The sequence below is a fragment of the Synergistaceae bacterium genome (genome assembly GCA_021372895.1).
In the GTDB taxonomy this organism is placed as follows: domain Bacteria; phylum Synergistota; class Synergistia; order Synergistales; family Synergistaceae; genus JAJFTP01.
Genome location: JAJFTP010000030.1, coordinates 22,294 through 41,500 on the forward strand (window position 1 = coordinate 22,294; position 19,207 = coordinate 41,500).

General features: G+C 50.5%; 17 protein-coding genes. 11 read left to right on the top strand and 6 right to left on the bottom strand.

All coding sequences use genetic code 11. From position 1 onward, the window contains the following. Positions 1-60: 60 nt before the first annotated feature. On the top strand, positions 61-1,026 hold the full coding sequence (locus LLF78_03155; protein ID MCE5201495.1) for a hypothetical protein: 966 nt from the start codon (positions 61-63) through the stop codon (positions 1,024-1,026). On the opposite strand, the gene LLF78_03160 is transcribed toward LLF78_03155, so the two are convergent. Next, positions 1,023-1,232, bottom strand: a complete 210-nt coding sequence (locus LLF78_03160) for a 2-hydroxymuconate tautomerase family protein (GenBank protein MCE5201496.1) — start codon at positions 1,230-1,232, stop codon at positions 1,023-1,025. The two genes, LLF78_03155 and LLF78_03160, sit on opposite strands and share 4 nt — an antisense overlap. Before the next feature lie 82 nt (positions 1,233-1,314). On the opposite strand from LLF78_03160, the gene LLF78_03165 reads away from it, so the two are divergent. From LLF78_03165 to LLF78_03175, 3 genes are read left to right on the top strand one after another with little or no spacing between them, the layout of a single operon-like run. After that, a complete protein-coding gene (locus LLF78_03165; protein ID MCE5201497.1) occupies positions 1,315-2,097 on the top strand; it encodes a prepilin peptidase in 783 nt (260 codons plus the stop codon). A 15-nt stretch (positions 2,098-2,112) separates the two neighbouring features. Continuing rightward, positions 2,113-3,303 (top strand): iron-containing alcohol dehydrogenase, encoded by a 1,191-nt coding sequence (locus tag LLF78_03170; GenBank protein MCE5201498.1) that lies wholly within the window; start codon positions 2,113-2,115, stop codon positions 3,301-3,303. A gap of 55 nt (positions 3,304-3,358) precedes the next feature. Further along, positions 3,359-3,982, top strand: a complete 624-nt coding sequence (locus tag LLF78_03175) for a nitroreductase family protein (GenBank protein MCE5201499.1) — start codon at positions 3,359-3,361, stop codon at positions 3,980-3,982. Between the two features lie 24 nt (positions 3,983-4,006). On the opposite strand, the gene LLF78_03180 is transcribed toward LLF78_03175, so the two are convergent. After that, positions 4,007-4,900: a YitT family protein gene (locus tag LLF78_03180; GenBank protein ID MCE5201500.1), complete on the bottom strand. Its 894-nt coding sequence runs from the start codon at positions 4,898-4,900 to the stop codon at positions 4,007-4,009. Positions 4,901-5,065: 165 nt separating this feature from the next. Here LLF78_03180 and LLF78_03185 point away from each other — a divergent pair, with 165 nt between their 5' ends. Then, on the top strand, positions 5,066-5,503 hold the full coding sequence (locus LLF78_03185) for a hypothetical protein (protein ID MCE5201501.1): 438 nt from the start codon (positions 5,066-5,068) through the stop codon (positions 5,501-5,503). Between the two features lie 160 nt (positions 5,504-5,663). Here the strand turns inward: LLF78_03185 and LLF78_03190 are convergent, their stop codons facing one another. From LLF78_03190 to LLF78_03200, 3 genes are all read right to left on the bottom strand, one after another. Next, positions 5,664-7,796: a patatin-like phospholipase family protein gene (locus LLF78_03190; GenBank protein ID MCE5201502.1), complete on the bottom strand. Its 2,133-nt coding sequence runs from the start codon at positions 7,794-7,796 to the stop codon at positions 5,664-5,666. Between the two features lie 295 nt (positions 7,797-8,091). Next, on the bottom strand, positions 8,092-9,021 hold the full coding sequence (locus LLF78_03195) for an ABC transporter permease (GenBank protein MCE5201503.1): 930 nt from the start codon (positions 9,019-9,021) through the stop codon (positions 8,092-8,094). Beyond that, positions 9,022-10,110, bottom strand: coding sequence for an ABC transporter permease (locus LLF78_03200; protein ID MCE5201504.1), 1,089 nt, complete (start codon positions 10,108-10,110; stop codon positions 9,022-9,024). An 82-nt stretch (positions 10,111-10,192) separates the two neighbouring features. Between LLF78_03200 and cls the strand changes: the two genes are divergently transcribed. From cls to argH, 3 genes are all read left to right on the top strand, one after another. Further along, complete coding sequence (gene cls, locus LLF78_03205) at positions 10,193-11,779, top strand: cardiolipin synthase (protein ID MCE5201505.1); 1,587 nt, start codon at positions 10,193-10,195, stop codon at positions 11,777-11,779. 3 nt (positions 11,780-11,782) lie between these two features. Then, the gene (locus tag LLF78_03210; protein MCE5201506.1) at positions 11,783-12,934 is read left to right on the top strand and encodes a metallophosphoesterase; all 1,152 of its coding nucleotides are present in this window, start codon (positions 11,783-11,785) and stop codon (positions 12,932-12,934) included. Between the two features lie 177 nt (positions 12,935-13,111). Further along, on the top strand, positions 13,112-14,527 hold the full coding sequence (gene argH, locus LLF78_03215; protein MCE5201507.1) for an argininosuccinate lyase: 1,416 nt from the start codon (positions 13,112-13,114) through the stop codon (positions 14,525-14,527). 66 nt (positions 14,528-14,593) lie between these two features. On the opposite strand, the gene LLF78_03220 is transcribed toward argH, so the two are convergent. Beyond that, positions 14,594-15,661: a branched-chain amino acid aminotransferase gene (locus tag LLF78_03220; protein ID MCE5201508.1), complete on the bottom strand. Its 1,068-nt coding sequence runs from the start codon at positions 15,659-15,661 to the stop codon at positions 14,594-14,596. A gap of 261 nt (positions 15,662-15,922) precedes the next feature. Between LLF78_03220 and LLF78_03225 the strand changes: the two genes are divergently transcribed. The 3 genes from LLF78_03225 to LLF78_03235 all read left to right on the top strand — a co-directional run bounded on the left by LLF78_03225 (position 15,923) and on the right by LLF78_03235 (position 19,178). Next, the gene (locus LLF78_03225; GenBank protein MCE5201509.1) at positions 15,923-17,311 is read left to right on the top strand and encodes a phosphomannomutase/phosphoglucomutase; all 1,389 of its coding nucleotides are present in this window, start codon (positions 15,923-15,925) and stop codon (positions 17,309-17,311) included. A gap of 151 nt (positions 17,312-17,462) precedes the next feature. Next, positions 17,463-18,155: a hypothetical protein gene (locus tag LLF78_03230; GenBank protein ID MCE5201510.1), complete on the top strand. Its 693-nt coding sequence runs from the start codon at positions 17,463-17,465 to the stop codon at positions 18,153-18,155. Positions 18,156-18,176: 21 nt separating this feature from the next. Further along, on the top strand, positions 18,177-19,178 hold the full coding sequence (locus tag LLF78_03235; protein ID MCE5201511.1) for a GGGtGRT protein: 1,002 nt from the start codon (positions 18,177-18,179) through the stop codon (positions 19,176-19,178). Positions 19,179-19,207 lie beyond the last annotated feature (29 nt).

The window sequence follows — 19,207 nt, forward strand, 5'->3', positions numbered from 1 at the left end:
TAAAACAAGCATCAAATGCCGCCCGGGGAATGATATGATTTCCCGGCGGCGTTTTCATCGGTGTTGCCTGCCCATGATGTCGGCATATACATGCCGAACGTTTTATTCCCGCAGGCGCTGCTTTTTGACCCCATAGTCCCCCTTCTTTGTGTTATCATTATGTCTATGGATTATTGGACAAACGCATTTCTTAAATTTGCAAAAACCATACAACCAGGCTGGAGTGCGACCGTTTGGGCCTCTGTTTTGTTGTCCTTGCTTAAGCTTATCGGGCCGCGCAGGCGTGTTGCGGCAGATAACATAGCTCTTGTATTTCCGGAAAAATCACCGACAGAAAAAAAGAAGATACTCACTGAATCCTATAAGTCCATGGTATGGACTTGCCTTGAAATGCTCGCATGGCAGAGAGATCCTGCTCTTGTCGACAAATGGACTGTTGAGGTAGAGGGGAAACAATATATCGATGATGCATTTGCGAAGGGCAGAGGCATAATTGCTGTCTCGGCGCATCTTGGCAACTGGGAGCACACCGCTGCCTGGATCGGCAGGAACTGCAGAGGCGTGGGGATCGCGCGCCATTCCGACAGTCTGTGGCAGAAAAAAATCATTCAGGCTCTGCGGACAAGCACGGGGCTTCGCATACTTGGCAAAGAAGAGCCAATGACCAAGGCGATAGCCGTCCTCCGGAGGAACGACACGCTTGGGCTTCTCTCAGATCAGCATGGAGGTCGCGAGGGCATAAAGGTGCCTTTCTTCGGCCAAGAGACATCCACTGTGCAGGGCGCGGCAGTATTCGCGTACCTGACTGGCGCGCCCATAATACCTATTCAAAGCTACAGGCTCGAGCCTTTTCATTTTAAAATAATTTTAGCGCCGCCCATAAAATATGTGAAAAGCGCAGACCGAAAGAGCACGATACGCGACATCACGATCCTTGTAAACAGAGAGCTCGAAAAGATGATCCGCCGGGCACCAGGCCAGTGGCTATGGCAACACCGGCGTTTCAGGGAAATAATTAAGGGTTAGTTTTTTTTGACCTTTGCTTCGGGATCATCGCAGATGAGAGTCCCCCCGATTGCAAAGTGCTCGTCGGCCATCTCGTTTATAATGATGCGGACAGAAGAAGATCGTACTTCCATAGTCTCGCACAGCGCTTTTGTGACAGCAGTTACCATCGCGCGTTTTTGGTCTAGGGTGCGTCCCTCTTTGATATTGATGAATGCAATAGGCATGGTATCCTCTCCTTGTGGGGTTTATGTAAGAGTAAGGTCAGCTGCAGGCTCTATTTTAATCTACTCCGTGCGGGGTGTCGATATGGGGAATATTACCGTAATATACGTTTTTCTTGGATTTCTGCTTGGGGCCTGCCTCGGTTCTTTTGTGAACGCGGCTGCATTGCGCACTGTTGCGGAGAAAAAGTGGTGGGGCAATGAACGCTCGGTCTGTGTTCATTGCGGGAGAGTCCTTGCTCCGCTTGACCTTATACCTGTAGTTTCTTTTCTCATGCTCCATGGACGCTGTCGCACATGTCACAGGCAGATAGCCCCGCGCTACTTTATTACAGAGACAGGCACAGGGATAATGGGGGCTGTCCTCGTGTGGTACTGCGGGTCAACACCGGCTCTGTTCTTTTCATTCGCAGCTCTCGTCTTTCTTCTTTTCCACACTCTGACCGACCTTGAGACAGGTTATATCTATGATTCATGGGCAATCGCGATGGCCGTTACAGGCGCGATTCTGCGGATATGGGGAGGTATCCCTGCACTTATAGACGGAGCAGCCGGGGCTGCTCTTGGTTTTGGCGTAATAATCCTGATAGTCATACTAAGCCGCGGAGGCATGGGGTTTGGCGACGCGATGCTCATGCTAGGGACGGGAGCACTCTTCGGATGGAAGATGACGATACTATGCCTATACCTCGGTTTCCTCTGTGGCGGGTTAGTCGTCACTCCTTTGCTTATTATGAAAAAGGTTTCGCGCAAGGACTCGGTCCCATTAGGGCCTTTCCTCGCGGCAGGAAGCATGATCGCAATATTTGCGGCACGTCCGGTATTTCAATGGCTGGGATTCTCACTTCCATGGCCATGGATCATATAGAAGGAGATGTTGGATATGTTCACCATTAACAGCCCATATGCAGGAACCATGGACCCGTTCAACTTCAGAATGCCGAGAGAAGTTATCTTCGGCACAGGATGCTCCGGCCTGGCGGTCGAAAAAGCACAGTCGCTGGGAGTCAGCCGACCGCTTTTCATCACAGGCAGGAACATGGGCAGGAGCGCGAGACTTTTGACTCTTCTCGATACCATGACAGATAAAGGCATGAAACCGGGACATTGGGAAGGTGTACAGCCTGAGCCTCCGGTCACACTCCTCAAAGAGGCTGTCGATCACATACTTGCAGGAGGATATGACTGTCTTATAGCGTTCGGCGGCGGAAGTTCCATGGATTTTGCCAAAATGGCGGCAGTAATGGCAAAACATAGAGGACTTAACGTCGAAGATATGGTAGGAAACGACAAAGTGCCATCGCGCGGCCTGCCGACGATAATGATACCCACAACGGCAGGCAGCGGCTCAGAGGTCTCCGCTGTCGCGGTATTTTCCTTTGAGGATGCCCGCATGAAGAAGGGGGTGTCCAGTCCGCACCTTGTTGCCGACATAGCGCTCGTAGATCCGGCCCTTACGCTGGATCTTCCTCCCGGTATCACGGCTGCGTCCGGAATGGACGCTCTTGTTCACGGAGTTGAGTCATATATGTCTCTTGGTACTAATACCTTCACCCAGGACCTTGCGCTCATTTCAATAAAAAAGATCATGTCGAACCTCGCAGCCTGCGTAAGAGACGGACATGACCTCGAGGCTCGCGAAGGACAGGCTTATGGCAGCATGACGGCCGGAATGGCATTCTCCATGTCAGGCACAGCAGGAGTGCATGCCATGTCATATCCACTTGGAGGACAGTTCCACGTCCCGCATGGAGAGGCCAATACGGCCCTTCTCCGCTGGGTCATGGAATATAACCTCGACGGCTGCGAAGAAAAATTCATGCCGATTGCCCGGTCAATGGGTGTCTGGAAGCCAGGGATGTCTGCTCGTGATGCCGCTCGGGCAGCACTTGATGCGATGATAGGCCTTGGCCAAGAGATAGGTGTCAAGACCAGGCTCCGCGACTTCGGGATACCAAGGGAGGCGGCTGCGGAAATGGCTGAATCGGCAATGAAAGAAGTACGCCTCATATCAAACAACCCCCGTCCGCTTGACGTTGAGTCAGTCAAGAACATATATGAAAGGGCATGGTAAGTTTAGATAGAACGGGGGAAGATCACAATAAAAAAAACAGGAGGTATCATGAATAATGAAATTTTATCTGTCTGTCTTCACGGTAATGCTGGCGCTCCTCTGTGCTGTTTCCACGGCATCAGCTGCTGATATTATGCTCCCCACTCCGGAAAAGGACGGCGGCCCAAGTGTCCTTGCCGCAATTTCAGAGCGCAGCTCCGCGCAGCCGACCGCCTTCAGAAAAGACGAGATTTCAAACAAAGAACTCTCGACAATACTTTGGGCAGCCACAGGGAGAAACAGGGAGGGCAAAGGCTGGACAGTCCCCTTTGCCATGGGTGCGGGGCCGTATCTCCACGTTTATGTGCTGCTCAAAAGCGGTTACTACATCTACGATCCGGACAAAAACATGCTTAAAATGCTTGGCGGCAAAAATATAATCAGCCGTGCCGGGCGTCAGGATTTTGTTGCAACAGCACCTGCGGTCCTTGTCTTAGCCACAAGGGGCAACGGTCCGCGTGTAGACAGTTGGGCCGAGATAGCAGCCGGAGCAATGTCGCAGAACGTCTATCTTGCCGCCGAGGCCCTTGGCATGAAGACGCGATATATTCAGTCATACAACAAGGAGACGCTTCTCAACACACTGCAGACAGAACCAACGGCGCGCATACTCTGCATCATGCCATTAGGACGCCAATAATTATCTATAGTTATCTGATAGTAATCATATTGATTTCCATCGCTTGAAGCCGTTGCCGAGGACTTCCGATGCCTCAGCGACGGCCATGAAAGCACGCGGATGATTCCGTGCCAGATAGTGTTTGAGAACCATCACCTGTCGCGGTGTAAGAAGGCACATTATCGTAGGCTGCTCTTTTCCGGAAAAGCCGCCTTCCCCATAGAGCAGCGTCGACCCGCGATGGAGCTCGTCGCTTATGTAATCTATAATGGTCTTTGTCTCATTTGCAATGATGAAAACCAGGCGGCGCTTGTCAAAAGATGAGAGGACATTGTCCATCGTCTGCCCGACGACATAGCTGGCTACGAAACCGAATAACATCCTCTCGAGGCCGACTATACCGACAGAAGCCCCGAGGATGAACATATTTATGTAAAAGCTGTACTTGCCGACCTCTATGCCTAGACGTTTTCTGAGGACCGCTACGACTATATCAAGTCCGCCGGAGCACGCTCCTGTCCGGAAAACCATCCCCAAGCCGATCCCTTTAATGATACCGCCGGCGATAGCAACGAGGAACATGTCGCTTATATGCGGGAAACGTATCCAGCTGAGAGCCTCGAGGAGGAAAGAGATAAGCAGGACGTTATATATTGTCCAGGCGACAAAACGTTTCGAAAGCTCACGCCCTCCCCACGCAAGCAGGATAGCGTTTGCGGTAAGGGTGACCAGCGCCGGAGAAATTCCCATAGTGTATTTGAGTATTACTGCAATACCCATTACTCCGGCGTCAGGGAAATGATACGGAAGCGTGAAGCCGATAACACCAAGCGTATAAATCGTGATGCCAAGCGTAGAGAAGACAAAGGTAGACCACTCGCTGAGCCCCATAATTTTTGTTTTTACAATAAGATGTTTCAGTTTATGTTTCGTGTCCACAATAAATTACAACTCCATTCTCAAGTTCGAACAAGATAGTCCCTCAAAGTGAATTAATCAATACGCATTTTTATCAGAACGCGATATCTGTCATTTTTATTAGGCCGGAAATGTCCTGCTATGTTAAAATACATTGCAGAATATCCGCACAGGGGGAATATATTTATGGTTGCACCAATGCAGGTAAGCCTTGAAGAGATAATCACAATGCTGCTCTCACGCGTCGAATCTCTTGCGGCAAACGATGAGAACAGCAAGACCAAATCCAATATCATCTATCGTGTACTCTATAAAAAGGGTATTATCACCGATAATGATATCATGGAATCCGTCAAAGAAGAGTACCGGATGCTCAAGGAACTCGGCATAGTACCGAGTGAGCCCAATGATGACATGTATGCTACGATAACCCAGGGCATACTTCAGTGGATCAAGGGCGATGTTGAGGGCATCAAAAAATCAATGGCTGATTACGAGAAGAAGCTTCAGGAGTATGCACGCGAAGAGGCTGTAAAGAAGCCAAAGATCGAAGTTGCTGGAGCCAACGTCCTCAGCCAGCTCGACAGCTTAGGCGGAACAAAGGGCGGTAAACTGATCGTCTAGGGACATTTCTATTTGTTTAAGCATCGAAGTCAAATTTGTGAAATATTGCAGTTGCTGACGGGCTGTTGCTTATAACGGCGCAAAAGCGGGCAGAATAACCAGAGGGAAGTGCCTTCTCCAAGATTTGTCTGTCCGCTTTTGCCGTCTTGATTTAGCTAATCTATGGCATAGGACCGTCCCACCATTTGGGAATACCTATAGAATAACCGAATGTGAACTCCCCGCCCTGGTCATAAACTACGAGTACCTTACCACCGAAGTTGTTCATCGGAACGGACAGCGATATTCCCGTCTCCCACCAGCTCCCGTCGTCCTCCCATGCACGCATGACCTGTCCGTAGTTGCCGAAAAATTCAACGTTGACACCGCCCCACCATGATCTCATTGCCATCCTGGCGGCACCCAAATGTAACCAGTATGCTTGGTCTCCTACAAGCGGGTGTTTGGCGAGGCTGTAAAGTTCTTCATTGCTGCCCAGCAGGACCGCATATGCCGGATCATCCATATTTCCGGTCTTAAGCCCGCCGGAAAGAATGACCTTCCAATTCTCCCAGATAGGAAGGTGTGTTTGGAATACCGTATGTGTAACAGCCGTTTCCCCGATGGGGAACCAGAGGTCTGAGTTCAGAGATATGCCCTTAGTAGGAATTATCGGGTCATCCAGCGTGTTGAAGCCGAAGCTTATATAAGGCCCGCTTTCGGTGTCTCCGCTGAAGGAGGTAACTCTCTCCGCCCCGTAGCCCAGCCCTATGCGCATCTTTTCTTTCAAAGCCTTGTACCATGTGATCCGACCTGTGTATCTTTCAAAATCGAACGAATGAGCATTGCCGGGTTCAGCTCCCTCTTCCCGTCCTGCCAGGATGACCCCGAACTGAGTGTCATTTTCGTCCATAGGGGTGAAGTAGCGGCCCATGATCCCCCATTTAGTCCCCAGCCTGTATTCGAGAGAACTTATATCTCCATCCATGAAAATGTCGCGGATCTGTGCGGAGAGAGAGAGCCACCTGTCCGGATGTATATTCCCCGCATACCCGTCAGCGCCGAATTCGTATTTTAAAGGCCGTTCGATAGAGAATATTACCGCTACCGTATCGTTTGAAACTCTGGCTGTCCTGCCGTCTATGGACGAGAATTCATTCCTTGCGGAAAGTTTTTTGACTGCATCGGCTATCATGGCCATATCAAGGGGCTGCCCTATCCACTTGTCATATTTTTCATGCAGCTCCTCGGCGATACCTTCCGGTACACCTTCAAATCTTATCTCGACAATGGTCGGCGGTTTTTCCGGCTGCGGGATCCTGTGCACCGCACGGGCATAATCTTTCTTATGCTCTCTTACAAGTTCGTGAAGCGCTCCTATATAGGGTTCTGTTGCCTCTGTGCCGCGAGCAATTATCTTGTCATATCCACTCGACACAAGTATGCCGAAATCGCTTACTTTAGGTGAGATTACAAGGTCTGCAGACGCGGCGTTCGCACGGATCTGATCGATCATCAGAATGTCCAGCGTCTGGGATGTGATTTCAAGGATCGAACGGAGTCTCTCGCGCGGGCGGGTAATATCGTCGGGGGTGAGGTTTATTGCAACAATGGGATGCCCGGGAAATATTTTTTTGGCCTCGAACACAGGCAAGTTGGCCTTCAATCCGCCGTCTACAAGAAGTTTCCCGTTTAGCTCCCATGGGTCAAACATCCCTGGTATTGAGAGAGAGGCCCGCAGCGCGGAAGCAAGATTGCCGTCGCGCATCACAACAGTATCCCCGTTTTCAAGGTTTGTTGCGATAGCGGCAAAAGGAATAGGCAGATTATTGAAATCCGTCACTGTGACGCGGGAGGTAAGTTCACTGAGAAATGCATAAAGGTCTTTTGCCTTTAATATCCCGCGCCGGCTGCGCAGGTTTTTATTCTTGTCCATCTGTACTGACAGTATCGATGAGCCGCTTGAAGGCGGCTGATTATGCCCCGGGTCGGCAAGCGTCGTATTTGAACGGTCCGAGATTATTTCCATCAGGTCTGTATCAGACAGGATCGCTTTCATCTCTGCCGCGTTATATCCTGCCGCGTAAAGACCGCCCATTATGGCCCCCATACTGGTTCCGACAATGGCTGCTATTGGGATTTTTTCACGTTCAAGCACCTCAAAAACACCCACGTGTGCAAGTCCTTTTGTTCCGCCTCCTGAGAGCACAAGCACGATCCCATCCCTGTGAGGGAAGCCCCAGTCTTCATTATGTTTTCTGCCCTTCTCCGTCTCTTCCGCCGACATCCCAAATGCCTGAGCGGAAAGAAGCATCAGATGTATAAGCAATATAAATAAAATGATTTTTGTATGTTTATGCGTGTAGCACACCCCGATCCTGTTCAGGCCAATGTAGCATTAAGCAGCCGCTGTCATATATGCATACTGCACAAGCGCAAAAGGACATCTTCTCACTTGTTTGTGCTCAGCCGATGATGATATATATATCCTCTATTATATAGTATAGAAAGCAAAGTATAACCTATCATTGCCGATACTGGATCTACACCGACTTTTTGGACTTGACTCAGAGTTAAGATCTCACTGTTTTATTTGGGCATTACGCATGTCAATCCCGGTCCTCGCGGCGGAATGGAACTCCCAAAGCCGCAGGAGCACCGAGAAGGATCCCGGCACCGGTGCGTATCGCAACTGTTGTCAGGACCAAAATGGTCATCAAATAGGGAAGGGTGAGTAGCAGCGAAACAGAAATGCTTGAGCCCATAACCTGCATGCGAAGCTGGAGTGCTTCGACGCCGCCGAAGAGGTATGCACCGAGTGCAACGCGAGCCGGGTTCCACAGTCCAAAGATAACGAGAGCAACTGCTATCCAGCCGCGCCCGGCTGTCATCCCCTCGATCCACATCTGGGCATAGACGACGGACAGGTAACCTCCCCCCATGCCGGCAAGCCCGCCTCCGACCAGACAGTAGAAGTAACGGATAGCTGCTACGGGAAGTCCCATTGCGTCGGCGGCGCGCGGATTCTCACCTACTGCGCGGAGGTTGAGTCCGGCCCTTGTCCTGAAAAGGAACCAGCAGAGGAATATTACAAGAAAATATGACAGGTATACCATAGCGTTGTGCTGGAAGAATATAGGGCCGATAAGCGGTATGTCTCCGAGTATCGGGAATTTCATCGGTGCCATCCCCGCGATAGTCTCTCCTATTACCGACCGCCCGAGAAGCGCGCTGAGGCCGTAGCCGGTAAGAACCAGAGCAAGGCCGCTTACAACTTGGTTGCACATAAGTGTTATGCAGAGGAAGGCATGGATTATCGTTATTGCCGCACCGGTGAAGAATGACGCAAGGATGCCAAGCCACGGGTCTCCGGTTGCCCTTGTGACGGCGAAGCCCGCGTAGGCGCCGGTAAGCATGACGCCTTCGAGTCCAAGGTTCATAACTCCCGCACGCTCCGACAGAACTTCCCCGAGAGTCGCGTATAGGACAGGTGTTCCGCTTCGTACCGCTGATGCAAGGATAGCTATAATAAATTCCATTTATTTTGCCTCCCGATTAAGCTTCCGGTCAACCTTGGCTACGCGCAGCCGATATCTTGAAAGTGTCTCCGCGCCCAGCACGGAAAACAGAATCAGTCCCTGGAGTATCTGTGTGCTTGCCATAGGCAGCCCCATCACTACCTGCAGAGTATCTCCGCCAACAAGCAGGATCCCCATGAGGAGTGCGACAAGAGGGACATATATCGGAGAGAGCCTGGCAAGCCATGCGACTATTATGCCTGTGTAGCCATACCCCATAGAGAAGCCGCGGCTCATCCTCCCGTGGAGCCCTGCCATCTCTCCCATTCCGGCCAGCCCTGCTACAGCTCCGCCGATAAACGTTACAAGAAGTATGTTCTTTGCGATATCCATACCCCCGTATCGTGCCGCACGCGGGTTTTCTCCTATGACCCTGATCTCATAGCCCCATTTGCTCCTTTTAAGGATGATCTGGAAAATCACAGCTATTGCAAGCGCTATGAATAAGCCGGCATGTATCCTCGTACTGCCCCATACCCACAATCGCGCCGCATCGGGGAAGTTCGGCGTGAAAGGGAATCCCATGCTTGAAGGGTCTTTCCATGGACCGTATATAAAATATTCGGAGATATTTATTGCCACATAGTTGAGCATGAGAGTCGTAATAGTTTCGTTTACATTCCATTTAGCCTTGAGAAAACCGGCAGCGGCGCCCCATAATCCACCAGCCGCCGCTGCCGCGATGAACATAATCAAAAACATTGCAACTCTGTTATCGACAAAAAAGTAGCGGACTACGGCAACGGTTGCGATGGCCCCCATGCAGAGCTGTCCCTCAGCGCCGATGTTCCATATAAGCATCTTGTAGCATATAAGCCCTGCAAGCGCAGTAAGCATTATTGGTATGGATTTCGTCACTATCTCGCTGATGCCGTATATGCTGCCGAACGCCCCGGAAAGCACGGCCGAATATGCCTGAAAAGGATTTACACCAAGAGCGGCGAAAAACAGCCCGCCCGTAAATAGACCTAATGCGACTGCTGCAACAGGGATCATAACATTCATCCATGCCGGATTGTCAAGACGAGGTTCAAATTTGAAACGTATCATACAGACCTCTCCAGTCATACCATAAAGTTGCGTTCACGCTTATGAATTATATCAGATATAATATAAAGGGGTGTGAGTGTGTATGTGGAAGACAACAAAAATAATCCTGCTGCTGATTTTTATTGCGTTCATAGCCGGGCTGCTGCCGACGATAATAGATCTTCTGGGCAACATTATCGTTTATTCCGCCGAGGAGGGGCTATACCTGCATCCGCATTTTATCGCCCAGGTTATGGGCTTTTTTGGTGTGCTTAAGGGCTATGCCTGGCCGATTATGCTAATTTATGCGTGCATCATCGGCTGCGTCATTTTCATGGAAGGTCAGAATCCCGACCGTACGATACTCTGGCTTATTACGCTCACGCTGGTCCCCATTCTCGGCGTTATGTTCTACCTTCTCTTAGGTCCGGATTTTCAAAGTATAAAAAACAGAAAGCTTTTCAAGCCCTCCAGAAAAAAGCCGATAGATCACACCCCTTTTCCTCTGGATAAGCAGTTTTTAATAGGCAGGATGCTGCACGCATCAAGCGGTGCAGACCTGATGATCCACAACAGGGTCGGCATCCTCATAAACGGCGGAGAAACATTCGATGCTATAAAGAGAGAACTGCGTTCAGCCCAGCGTTATATACACATGCAGTACTACATCATAAAAGATGACGGGATAGGCAATGAGATACGAGATATACTTATTGAAGCAGTCAGACGAGGTGTCAAAGTGCGTCTTCTCTACGATGCTGTCGGCAGCTGGGGACTCAGACATGGATTCGTGGACAGCATGAACATGGCTGGGGTCCAGTGCCATTCTTTTATGCCTGTCTCATTCCCGATGTTCCGCAGGAAGATGAATTTCCGTAACCACAGGAAAATACTTGTCATTGACGACAGAATTGCGTTTACCGGCGGGATCAATATAGGAGACGAATATCTTGGCAAGGGACCTCTGGGGCACTGGCGCGATACGCACGTGATCGTCGAGGGAGAGGCTGTTGCCGCGCTTCATAAGATATTCCTGCGTGACTGGTGCATGCACTCCGGTGAAGATCCGGCAAGTATATGTGATAAGGTAGTGTGCGAAGACTGCGGTATAAGGCCGGAACAGGATTTTTCGTGTCTTCCGGTTATTCCCCTGCAGGTTGTGGCAAGCAGTGCTGATAATCCATGGCACTCCATAGCCCAGGGTTATTTCAGCATGATCTCCCGCGCTCAGGAGCGTGTTTGGATCACGACGCCATATCTTGTGCCTGGGGCCGGGATCATCAATGCGATGATAACGGCTGCGCTTGCAGGTGTAGACGTGCGTGTGATAATACCGGCAAAAAAGGATCACTTCCTCGCATTCTGGGGAAGCCGCAGTAATATTGAACCGCTGCTGCGATCCGGAGTGCGTGTTTTTCAATATGAAAAAGGTTTTGTCCACGCTAAAACACTGCTTGCCGATGATAGCATATGCTCGGTCGGAACGTGCAACCTTGATGTGCGCAGCCTTGAGATAAACTTCGAAAATCAGCTTTTCATATACGACAGAGATCTTAACGCAAAATTTGCTCATCAGTTCCGGTCTGATATCAAGGATTCGCTGGAGCTCCATATTGCGAAATGGGATAAGCGCCCGCTGCGGCATAAAATACTAGAAGCATTCGGCAGACTGTACTCTGCACAGATATAACAGATGAATAATAAAACCTACGAAAAACGATTTTCGGAACACTATGGATTCTGGCTCATCTGGGGACTCACTCTCCTGGCGATACACCTGTTCATCTATCTCCGGATCAGGACTGCGATTGGAGTAGGATTGCGGAGCTTTATCTGGCTCTCATTCAGCATTGTCATGATGGGGGTCCAGCTTCTCTCGCGCAGGACGAAGAAGATCCGCCATGGCATCCAGCGCAAGTGGATAGACAGGATCTGCAGTGTATGGACGCTCTTTGTCCTTATCTCCTTCATCATCCTTATAATTTTAGATTTGATAAAACACCTGACTGGTATCGGACTTCCCTCAGGGCATGATTTGCTGCTGTCTTTCGCTCTCAGCGCAGCTGTGCTCATATTTGGAGTAAAACAGGCTAATACGGTTCAGACGACTGTGATGAAAGTCCCCACGTCCAAATTGCCGGAAGGATGTGACCGTCTCCGCATAGTTCAGCTCACAGACCTGCATCTGGGGCCGTTTACAGGGATCCCCCTGCTTGCACAAATTCTTCGGAAAGTACGGAGTACGGGACCGGATATCGTGGTAGTGACGGGAGATATTGCCGACGGCAGACTTAAAGGCCGCAGACGGGAAACGGCTATGCTCAGCCGCATAAAGCCGAAGTTTGGCGTGTACGCCGTGACGGGCAATCATGATTACTACGACGATATTGACGAGGCTGTCGCGTTCATGGAATCCGCCGGAATGAGAGTCCTGCGCTCCGAGGGCATCGAGGCGGGAGGCATTCTGATAGTTGGTGCCGAAGACAGGGATCATCTTATAAAAGAACAATGGAACCTGACACGTTCAGAGACACTTGTACTCTCGTTCGAACGCAAACAGAAAGAAAAATTCCTACTCCTGCTGCGCCACAGACCAATAGTGGAGGCAGGCACGGAGGGACATTTTGATCTGCAGCTGTCGGGACACACCCACGGCGGTCAGATATTCCCGCTGATCTCGTCACGCCACAAGATCGTGGGACATCCGCGCGGACTCAAGAAACTAAAGTGTGGCGGACTGCTCTACGTCAGCAACGGAGCAGGTTTCGTAGGTCCTCCTGTGCGTCTTATGGCGCCGCCTGAAATTGCAGTGTTTGATTTAGTGCGTGAAAAAACGCCAGACTGAAGATCATACAGGACGGTCAGTAAGACGTGGCGTTATGTTGTTGGATGCATGTCTGCAGTTGTTCTGTTGATCAGTATGCATAGAGGACATTAAATTACATGGACTGCTATAATTATTCAGAGCCGGGCCTGTATCTCAGATTTTACCGGACATGGCAAACAAAGGCAGGTTATAAAAATGTGGAGGGGCCGTTTTTCTCAGGACACAAATGAGGCAGTAATAAATTTTACCCAGTCGCTCGACCTTGACTGGAGGATGGCGCTTGCAGACATCCGCGGCAGTATCGCTCATGTAAGAATGCTTGGACATACGGGACTTCTCTCTGAAACGGAGGCCAATCTGATAGAGGAAAACCTCCTTGCGATTGCGGATGAGGTGCGCAACGGAGAGCTAGTACCAAGGGTCTCGCTTGAAGATGTGCACATGAACATAGAATCAAGGCTTATCGAACGCTGCGGCGCAACAGGAGCAAAGCTGCACATGGGGCGCAGCAGAAACGATCAGGTAAACACTACTGTCCGTCTATATCTCCGCAAAGAGCTGCTGGAAATATGGGATGGTCTGAGTGAACTTATATCAGTGTTTTTGAAGAAAGCAGAGGAACACGCGGATATCGTAGTCCCGGGTTACACTCATCTTCAGCAGGCACAGCCCATATCTATGGGACAGTTCTGGATGGCTCATACACAGGCGTTCCTCCGTGACGCCAAGCGTTTTTTTGATGCTTACGAGGCTGTGGACGAATCTCCGCTTGGCTGTGCTGCGCTTGCCGGCTCAACGCTCCCTATAGATCGTGAATTTACCTGTAATGACCTTGGTTTCTCGAGGATGACTGCTAACAGCATGGATACAGTTGCACATCGTGATCACTTCATGGACATACTATATTTTGCCGCAGTCTTTGGAGGGCATGTCAGCCGCCTGTCGGAAGATCTTATAATTTATTTCTCAACTGAATTTGGCTGGATAAAACTCCCGGACGCATTCTGCACCGGTTCGAGCATCATGCCTCAGAAGAAGAACCCGGATGTGCTTGAGATACTGCGGGGCAAAGCAGGTCAGCTCAACGGTGCGCTGGTCGACCTCCTCACCATGACGAAGGGCATTCCGCTGACCTATAATCGTGACCTTCAGGATGACAAGCGCAGCCTGTTCGGCGCGCTCGATTGTCTGAGCGGCATATTCTCCGTTCTGCCTGCGCTTATCAGAGAAGTTCAGGTCAACGAGGAGGCAGCAGCCCGCGGTTTTGCAGACGGGCTCATCCTCGCGACAGACGTTGCGGAATATCTTGTGCTTCAGGGAGTTCCTTTCAGAAACGCTCACGAAAAAGTCGGACACATGGTCCGCTACTGTGTAGAGAACAAAAAGCCACTCACGTCGTTGGCGCTTGATGAATGGCAGATGCTTATCCCGGAAGTAAAGGAGGATCTTCTCCCGCTGCTGTCACCGCGCAGATCAATAGAGCGCCGGGACACCATAGGGGGCACGGCCCCGACACAGGTCCGAACGCAGATAAAAGATGCAATAATAAAGCTTGCTCTTTATGAGCAGGAGGCTAAGGCATTAAAGGAAAATATCCCTGAGGGCTATTGAACAGAGCATGGCGGAGCCATGAAGCTCCGCCATGCATGAGTATTTGCCGAAGTTGTTGGAAGATATTTATACTATGGGTCTGACCCATCCGAATGAATCTTTCTTCCTTCCCCACTGGATGCCTGTAAGTTCATCATAGAGTTTCTGCGCCATCGGACCTGTCTTGAAGCTGTTGACAGTATAACTCTCATCACAGTAGACCAGCTCCCCTATCGGAGAAAGTACCGCCGCTGTCCCGCAGCACCAGCACTCTTCAAGTCTGCCTGATTTTATCGCGCCCAGAAGCTCGTCAACGCTTATAAGGCGCTCTTCGACAGGGACGTTCCATGATCTCAGGATCTCTATAAGCGACTTTCTCGTGATGCCGTCAAGAACAGATCCGGTCAGCGCCGGAGTTATGACCTTCCCGTCGATCTTGAACATGACGTTCATTCCGCCGCCCTCTTCAATGTATCTTTTCTCGGCTGCGTCGAGCCAGAGGACCTGAGAATATCCCATCTTTTCGGCGCGCTCTCCAGCCCGCAGGGATGCCGCATAGTTGCCGCCGCACTTTGCATAGCCTGTTCCGCCTTTCGCCGCACGGGCGTCCTCCTTTTCTATAAGCATCTTAACCGGGTTTATGCCTTCAGGGAAATATGAACCGACAGGACATGTTATGATGCAGAAAATACACTCTTCAGGAGAGTGAATACCCATACGCGCGTCCGACGCGAACATAAAGGGTCGGATATAGAGAGAAGTCCCCGGCTCGGCAGGTACCCACTCCCGATCAATTCCGACAAGCTCTTTTATGGCTGCCATCATAATATCTTCGTCTATCTTCGGCAGGCACATACGCTCTGCCGAAGAATTAAGCCTTCTGATGTTCTCTGTTGGGCGGAAAAGCTGGATATCTCCGGTTGGCGTGCGGTATGCCTTAAGTCCCTCGAAGATCTCCGGAGCATAGTGGAGAACAGCTGCCGCGGGAGAGAGCTCTATAGGTGCGAATGGGACGATACGCGGGCTATGCCAGCCTTGGCCCTTCTTATAGTTCATCATGAACATGTGGTCTGAGAAAACAGTTCCAAATGCGACGTTGTTGGCGTTGCATTTAGGTTTTGGTGCCGAAGTGCGTTCGATCTTGATTTTTTCCATATGTGTCAGCCCCTTATCATCCAAAGATTTTTGTTCCATCATTTTTTTAATAATAAATTATTAACGTTCTGATGTTGGAGGTCGATTATATAGCATGTTGTTATTGCGGTCTATAAAAGTGCAGCATTGAAATTTAAACTTATATTTGTATATATTCAGCAATTGGACTGACTGGAGGAATTTTAGCCATTAGACTATAATGAATCGATACTATTTTCATATAGAACGCACTTTTTTAAGAGAAAGAACGGAGGACTATATATGGCAATGATACCAGAGCATATTTTCCGTGAATACGACATAAGGGGCATTGCCGAGACAGAGCTGACCGACGAAACAGTACGGCTCATCGGGCAGGCTTACGGTACATGGCTCTCTGCACGCGGCATCAAGTCTGTCACGTTAGGCGGAGACGCGCGCCTTTCCACAAAGCGTATCAAGGCGGCGGCGGCGGACGGAATGATGAATGCGGGCGTAAATGTCACCGATATAGGCCTCGTCTCTACACCGGCGTTCTACTGGAGCATGTACCGCTTTGACGTCACCGGGGGGATCATGGTCACAGGCAGCCACAATCCAAAAGAGTTCAACGGACTAAAGGTTGCATATGACAAGACGACGCTGTGGGGCGACGGTATATTGGAATTTTTAAAGATAATACAGGAAGGCCGCATTATAACTGCGGATATTTCCGGCTCCCTGAGGGTTGCGGATATCAATTTGGAATATATTGACATGCTTGTCTCGAAGATTGAACTTGGGCCGCGCAGACCCAAGATCGTCTGTGACTCCGGCAACGGAACAGGAGGCTTATACGCTCCGATGTTCCTGCGCCGCATCGGCTGTGATGTCACTGAGCTTTTCAGCGAGCCGGACGGCACGTTTCCGAATCACCATCCTGACCCTACAAAACGTGAAAATCTTACCCGGCTGATTGAAACGGTATGCAATGAGAAAGCAGACTTCGGTGTAGGTTTTGACGGAGATGCCGACAGGATCGGAGTTGTAGACGACAAGGGTGAGGTTATATGGGGAGACAGACTAATGGCCCTTTACTGGCGGGAGATACTTCCGAAACATCCCGGTGCCGTTGCTATATGTGAGGTAAAGAGCTCCATGGCACTGCCTGAAGAAATCCTTAAACTCGGCGGCAGGCCGATCTGGTGGAATGCAGGGCACTCTCTTATAAAGGCGAAGATGCGGGAGGAAAACGCGCTTTTCTCCGGCGAAGTCTCGGGGCACATGTTTTTCGCCGACGAATACTTTGGCTACGATGACGCGTTCTACGCAGCAGCGCGTCTTGCGCGGATAATCTCCCACACGGACAGGCCTCTTTCAGAGATAATGGCGGAGATACCAAGATATCCTTCCACGGCTGAGACGCGCTATGACTGCCCTGACGATGTAAAGTCCGGGGTCGTCGAACGTGTGAAGGCACAGGCTCTGAAGGAAGGGCTTGAGATGATAACTGTCGACGGTGTCCGGATAGTCTATAAAAACGGCTGGGGCCTTATCCGCATATCGAATACCCAGCCGATTCTTGTTGCGCGCTGCGAGGGACGTACGGAAGAAGCTCTCGCTGATATTTGCGCCGACATGAAGCGCCGTCTGCTTGAGGCAGGCAGCCCCCCATTTGAGTGGGAATATTAAGGAAACGCCGACCAATATCCCTACTGTCGTCATGCGCGTGCTTGGGCACTGATTTTTCAAGCGGTTTTCCTTGTATTGCGACATTTCTTGCTGTAAATACTTTAAAAGCTGACCAACACATAAATACTATATCTAAAGGGAGGACCATATAATGGAATATACAAAAGAAGTGGAAGAGATGGTATGCGTGGCAAAAGGTGCGAAGCACGCCCCTGCTCCGATCCCGGAGGAGGGGAAGTGGGTCGAATCGCGGCAGATCGGAGATATCTCCGGTTTTACTCATGGCGTAGGCTGGTGTGCACCACAGCAGGGTGCGTGCAAGCTTACGCTCAACATAAAGGAAGGAGTCATTCAGGAGGCGCTTGTCGAAACTATCGGCTGTTCCGGCATGACGCATTCCGCTGCCATGGCGGCTGAGATCCTTCCCGGCAGGACGATCCTGGAAGCTCTGAACACGGATCTTGTCTGTGACGCGATAAACACAGCCATGCGGGAACTCTTTCTCCAGATAGCCTATGGCAGAAGCCAGAGCGCATTTTCGGAGGGCGGGCTTCAGATCGGGGCAGGCCTTGAAGACCTCGGCAAAGGGCTTCGTTCACAGATAGGAACCATGTACGGCACATTGCCTAAGGGGGTACGCTACCTTGAAATGGCAGAGGGATATATTCTGGAGGAGGCGCTGGACAAAAACAGAGAGGTCATAGGCTACAAATACGTCTCTCTAGGTAAAATGATGGAAGCGATCCGCAAGGGCGTTGATCCCAAGGAAGCGTTTGAGAAAAACACTGGCACATACGGCAGATTTGATGAAGCCGACATGGTCATTGACCCGCGCAGACAGTAGAGAAAGGGAGGTATAAAAACCATGGTCACGTTTGAAGGAATAGAACGGAGAATGGGTCAGATAGAACCCTTCCTCAAGGAACAAGGCTTTAAGGATCTTGAAGAAGCCCGCAAGCTCTGTATCTCAAAGGGTGTGGATGTAGAGGCTATTGTAAAGGGTGTCCAGACGATAGCGTTTGATGATGCTGTCTGGGCATATACTCTCGGCGCCGCATACGCTATAAAATCAGGTGTTATGACTGCCACTGAAGCCGCCGAGAAAATCGGCACAGGGCTCCAGGTATTCTGCATTCCAGGCTCTGTCGCTGATCAGCGCAAGGTCGGGATCGGACACGGCAACCTTGCCGCCATGCTCCTCCGTGAGGAAACGAAGTGCTTCTGCTTCCTTGCCGGACATGAGTCCTTTGCGGCCGCTGAGGGTGCGATAGGAATTGCCCACACTGCCAATAAAGTCCGGAAAGACCCTCTCCGAGTGATACTGAACGGACTAGGCAAAGATGCCGCTTATATAATCTCACGCGTAAACGGGTTCACATTTGTCGAGACAAAATATGAATACTGCACATGTAAACTGAATATCATCGAAGAGAGGCCTTTCTCTGACGGAGACAAGGCAAAAGTCCGCTGCTTCGGGGCGGATGACGTCAGTGAAGGTGTCGCGATAATGATACACGAGGGCGTCGACGTATCAATAACAGGCAACTCGACCAACCCAACTCGCTTCCAGCACCCGGTTGCAGGAACATATAAGAAATGGACCGTCGAAAACGGACACAAGTATTTTTCCGTCGCATCGGGCGGCGGTACGGGGCGTACCCTGCACCCTGACAACATGGCAGCCGGGCCGGCAAGCTACGGCATGACAGATACGATGGGACGCATGCACAGCGATGCGCAGTTTGCGGGCTCTTCATCGGTTCCGGCGCACGTAGAGATGATGGGGTTCATCGGAATGGGTAACAACCCGATGGTTGGCGCATCCGTTGCAGTCGCGGTAGCAGTAGAAGAAGCAATGAGTAAATAACGAAGAAAAAAAACACTGATTGATACACC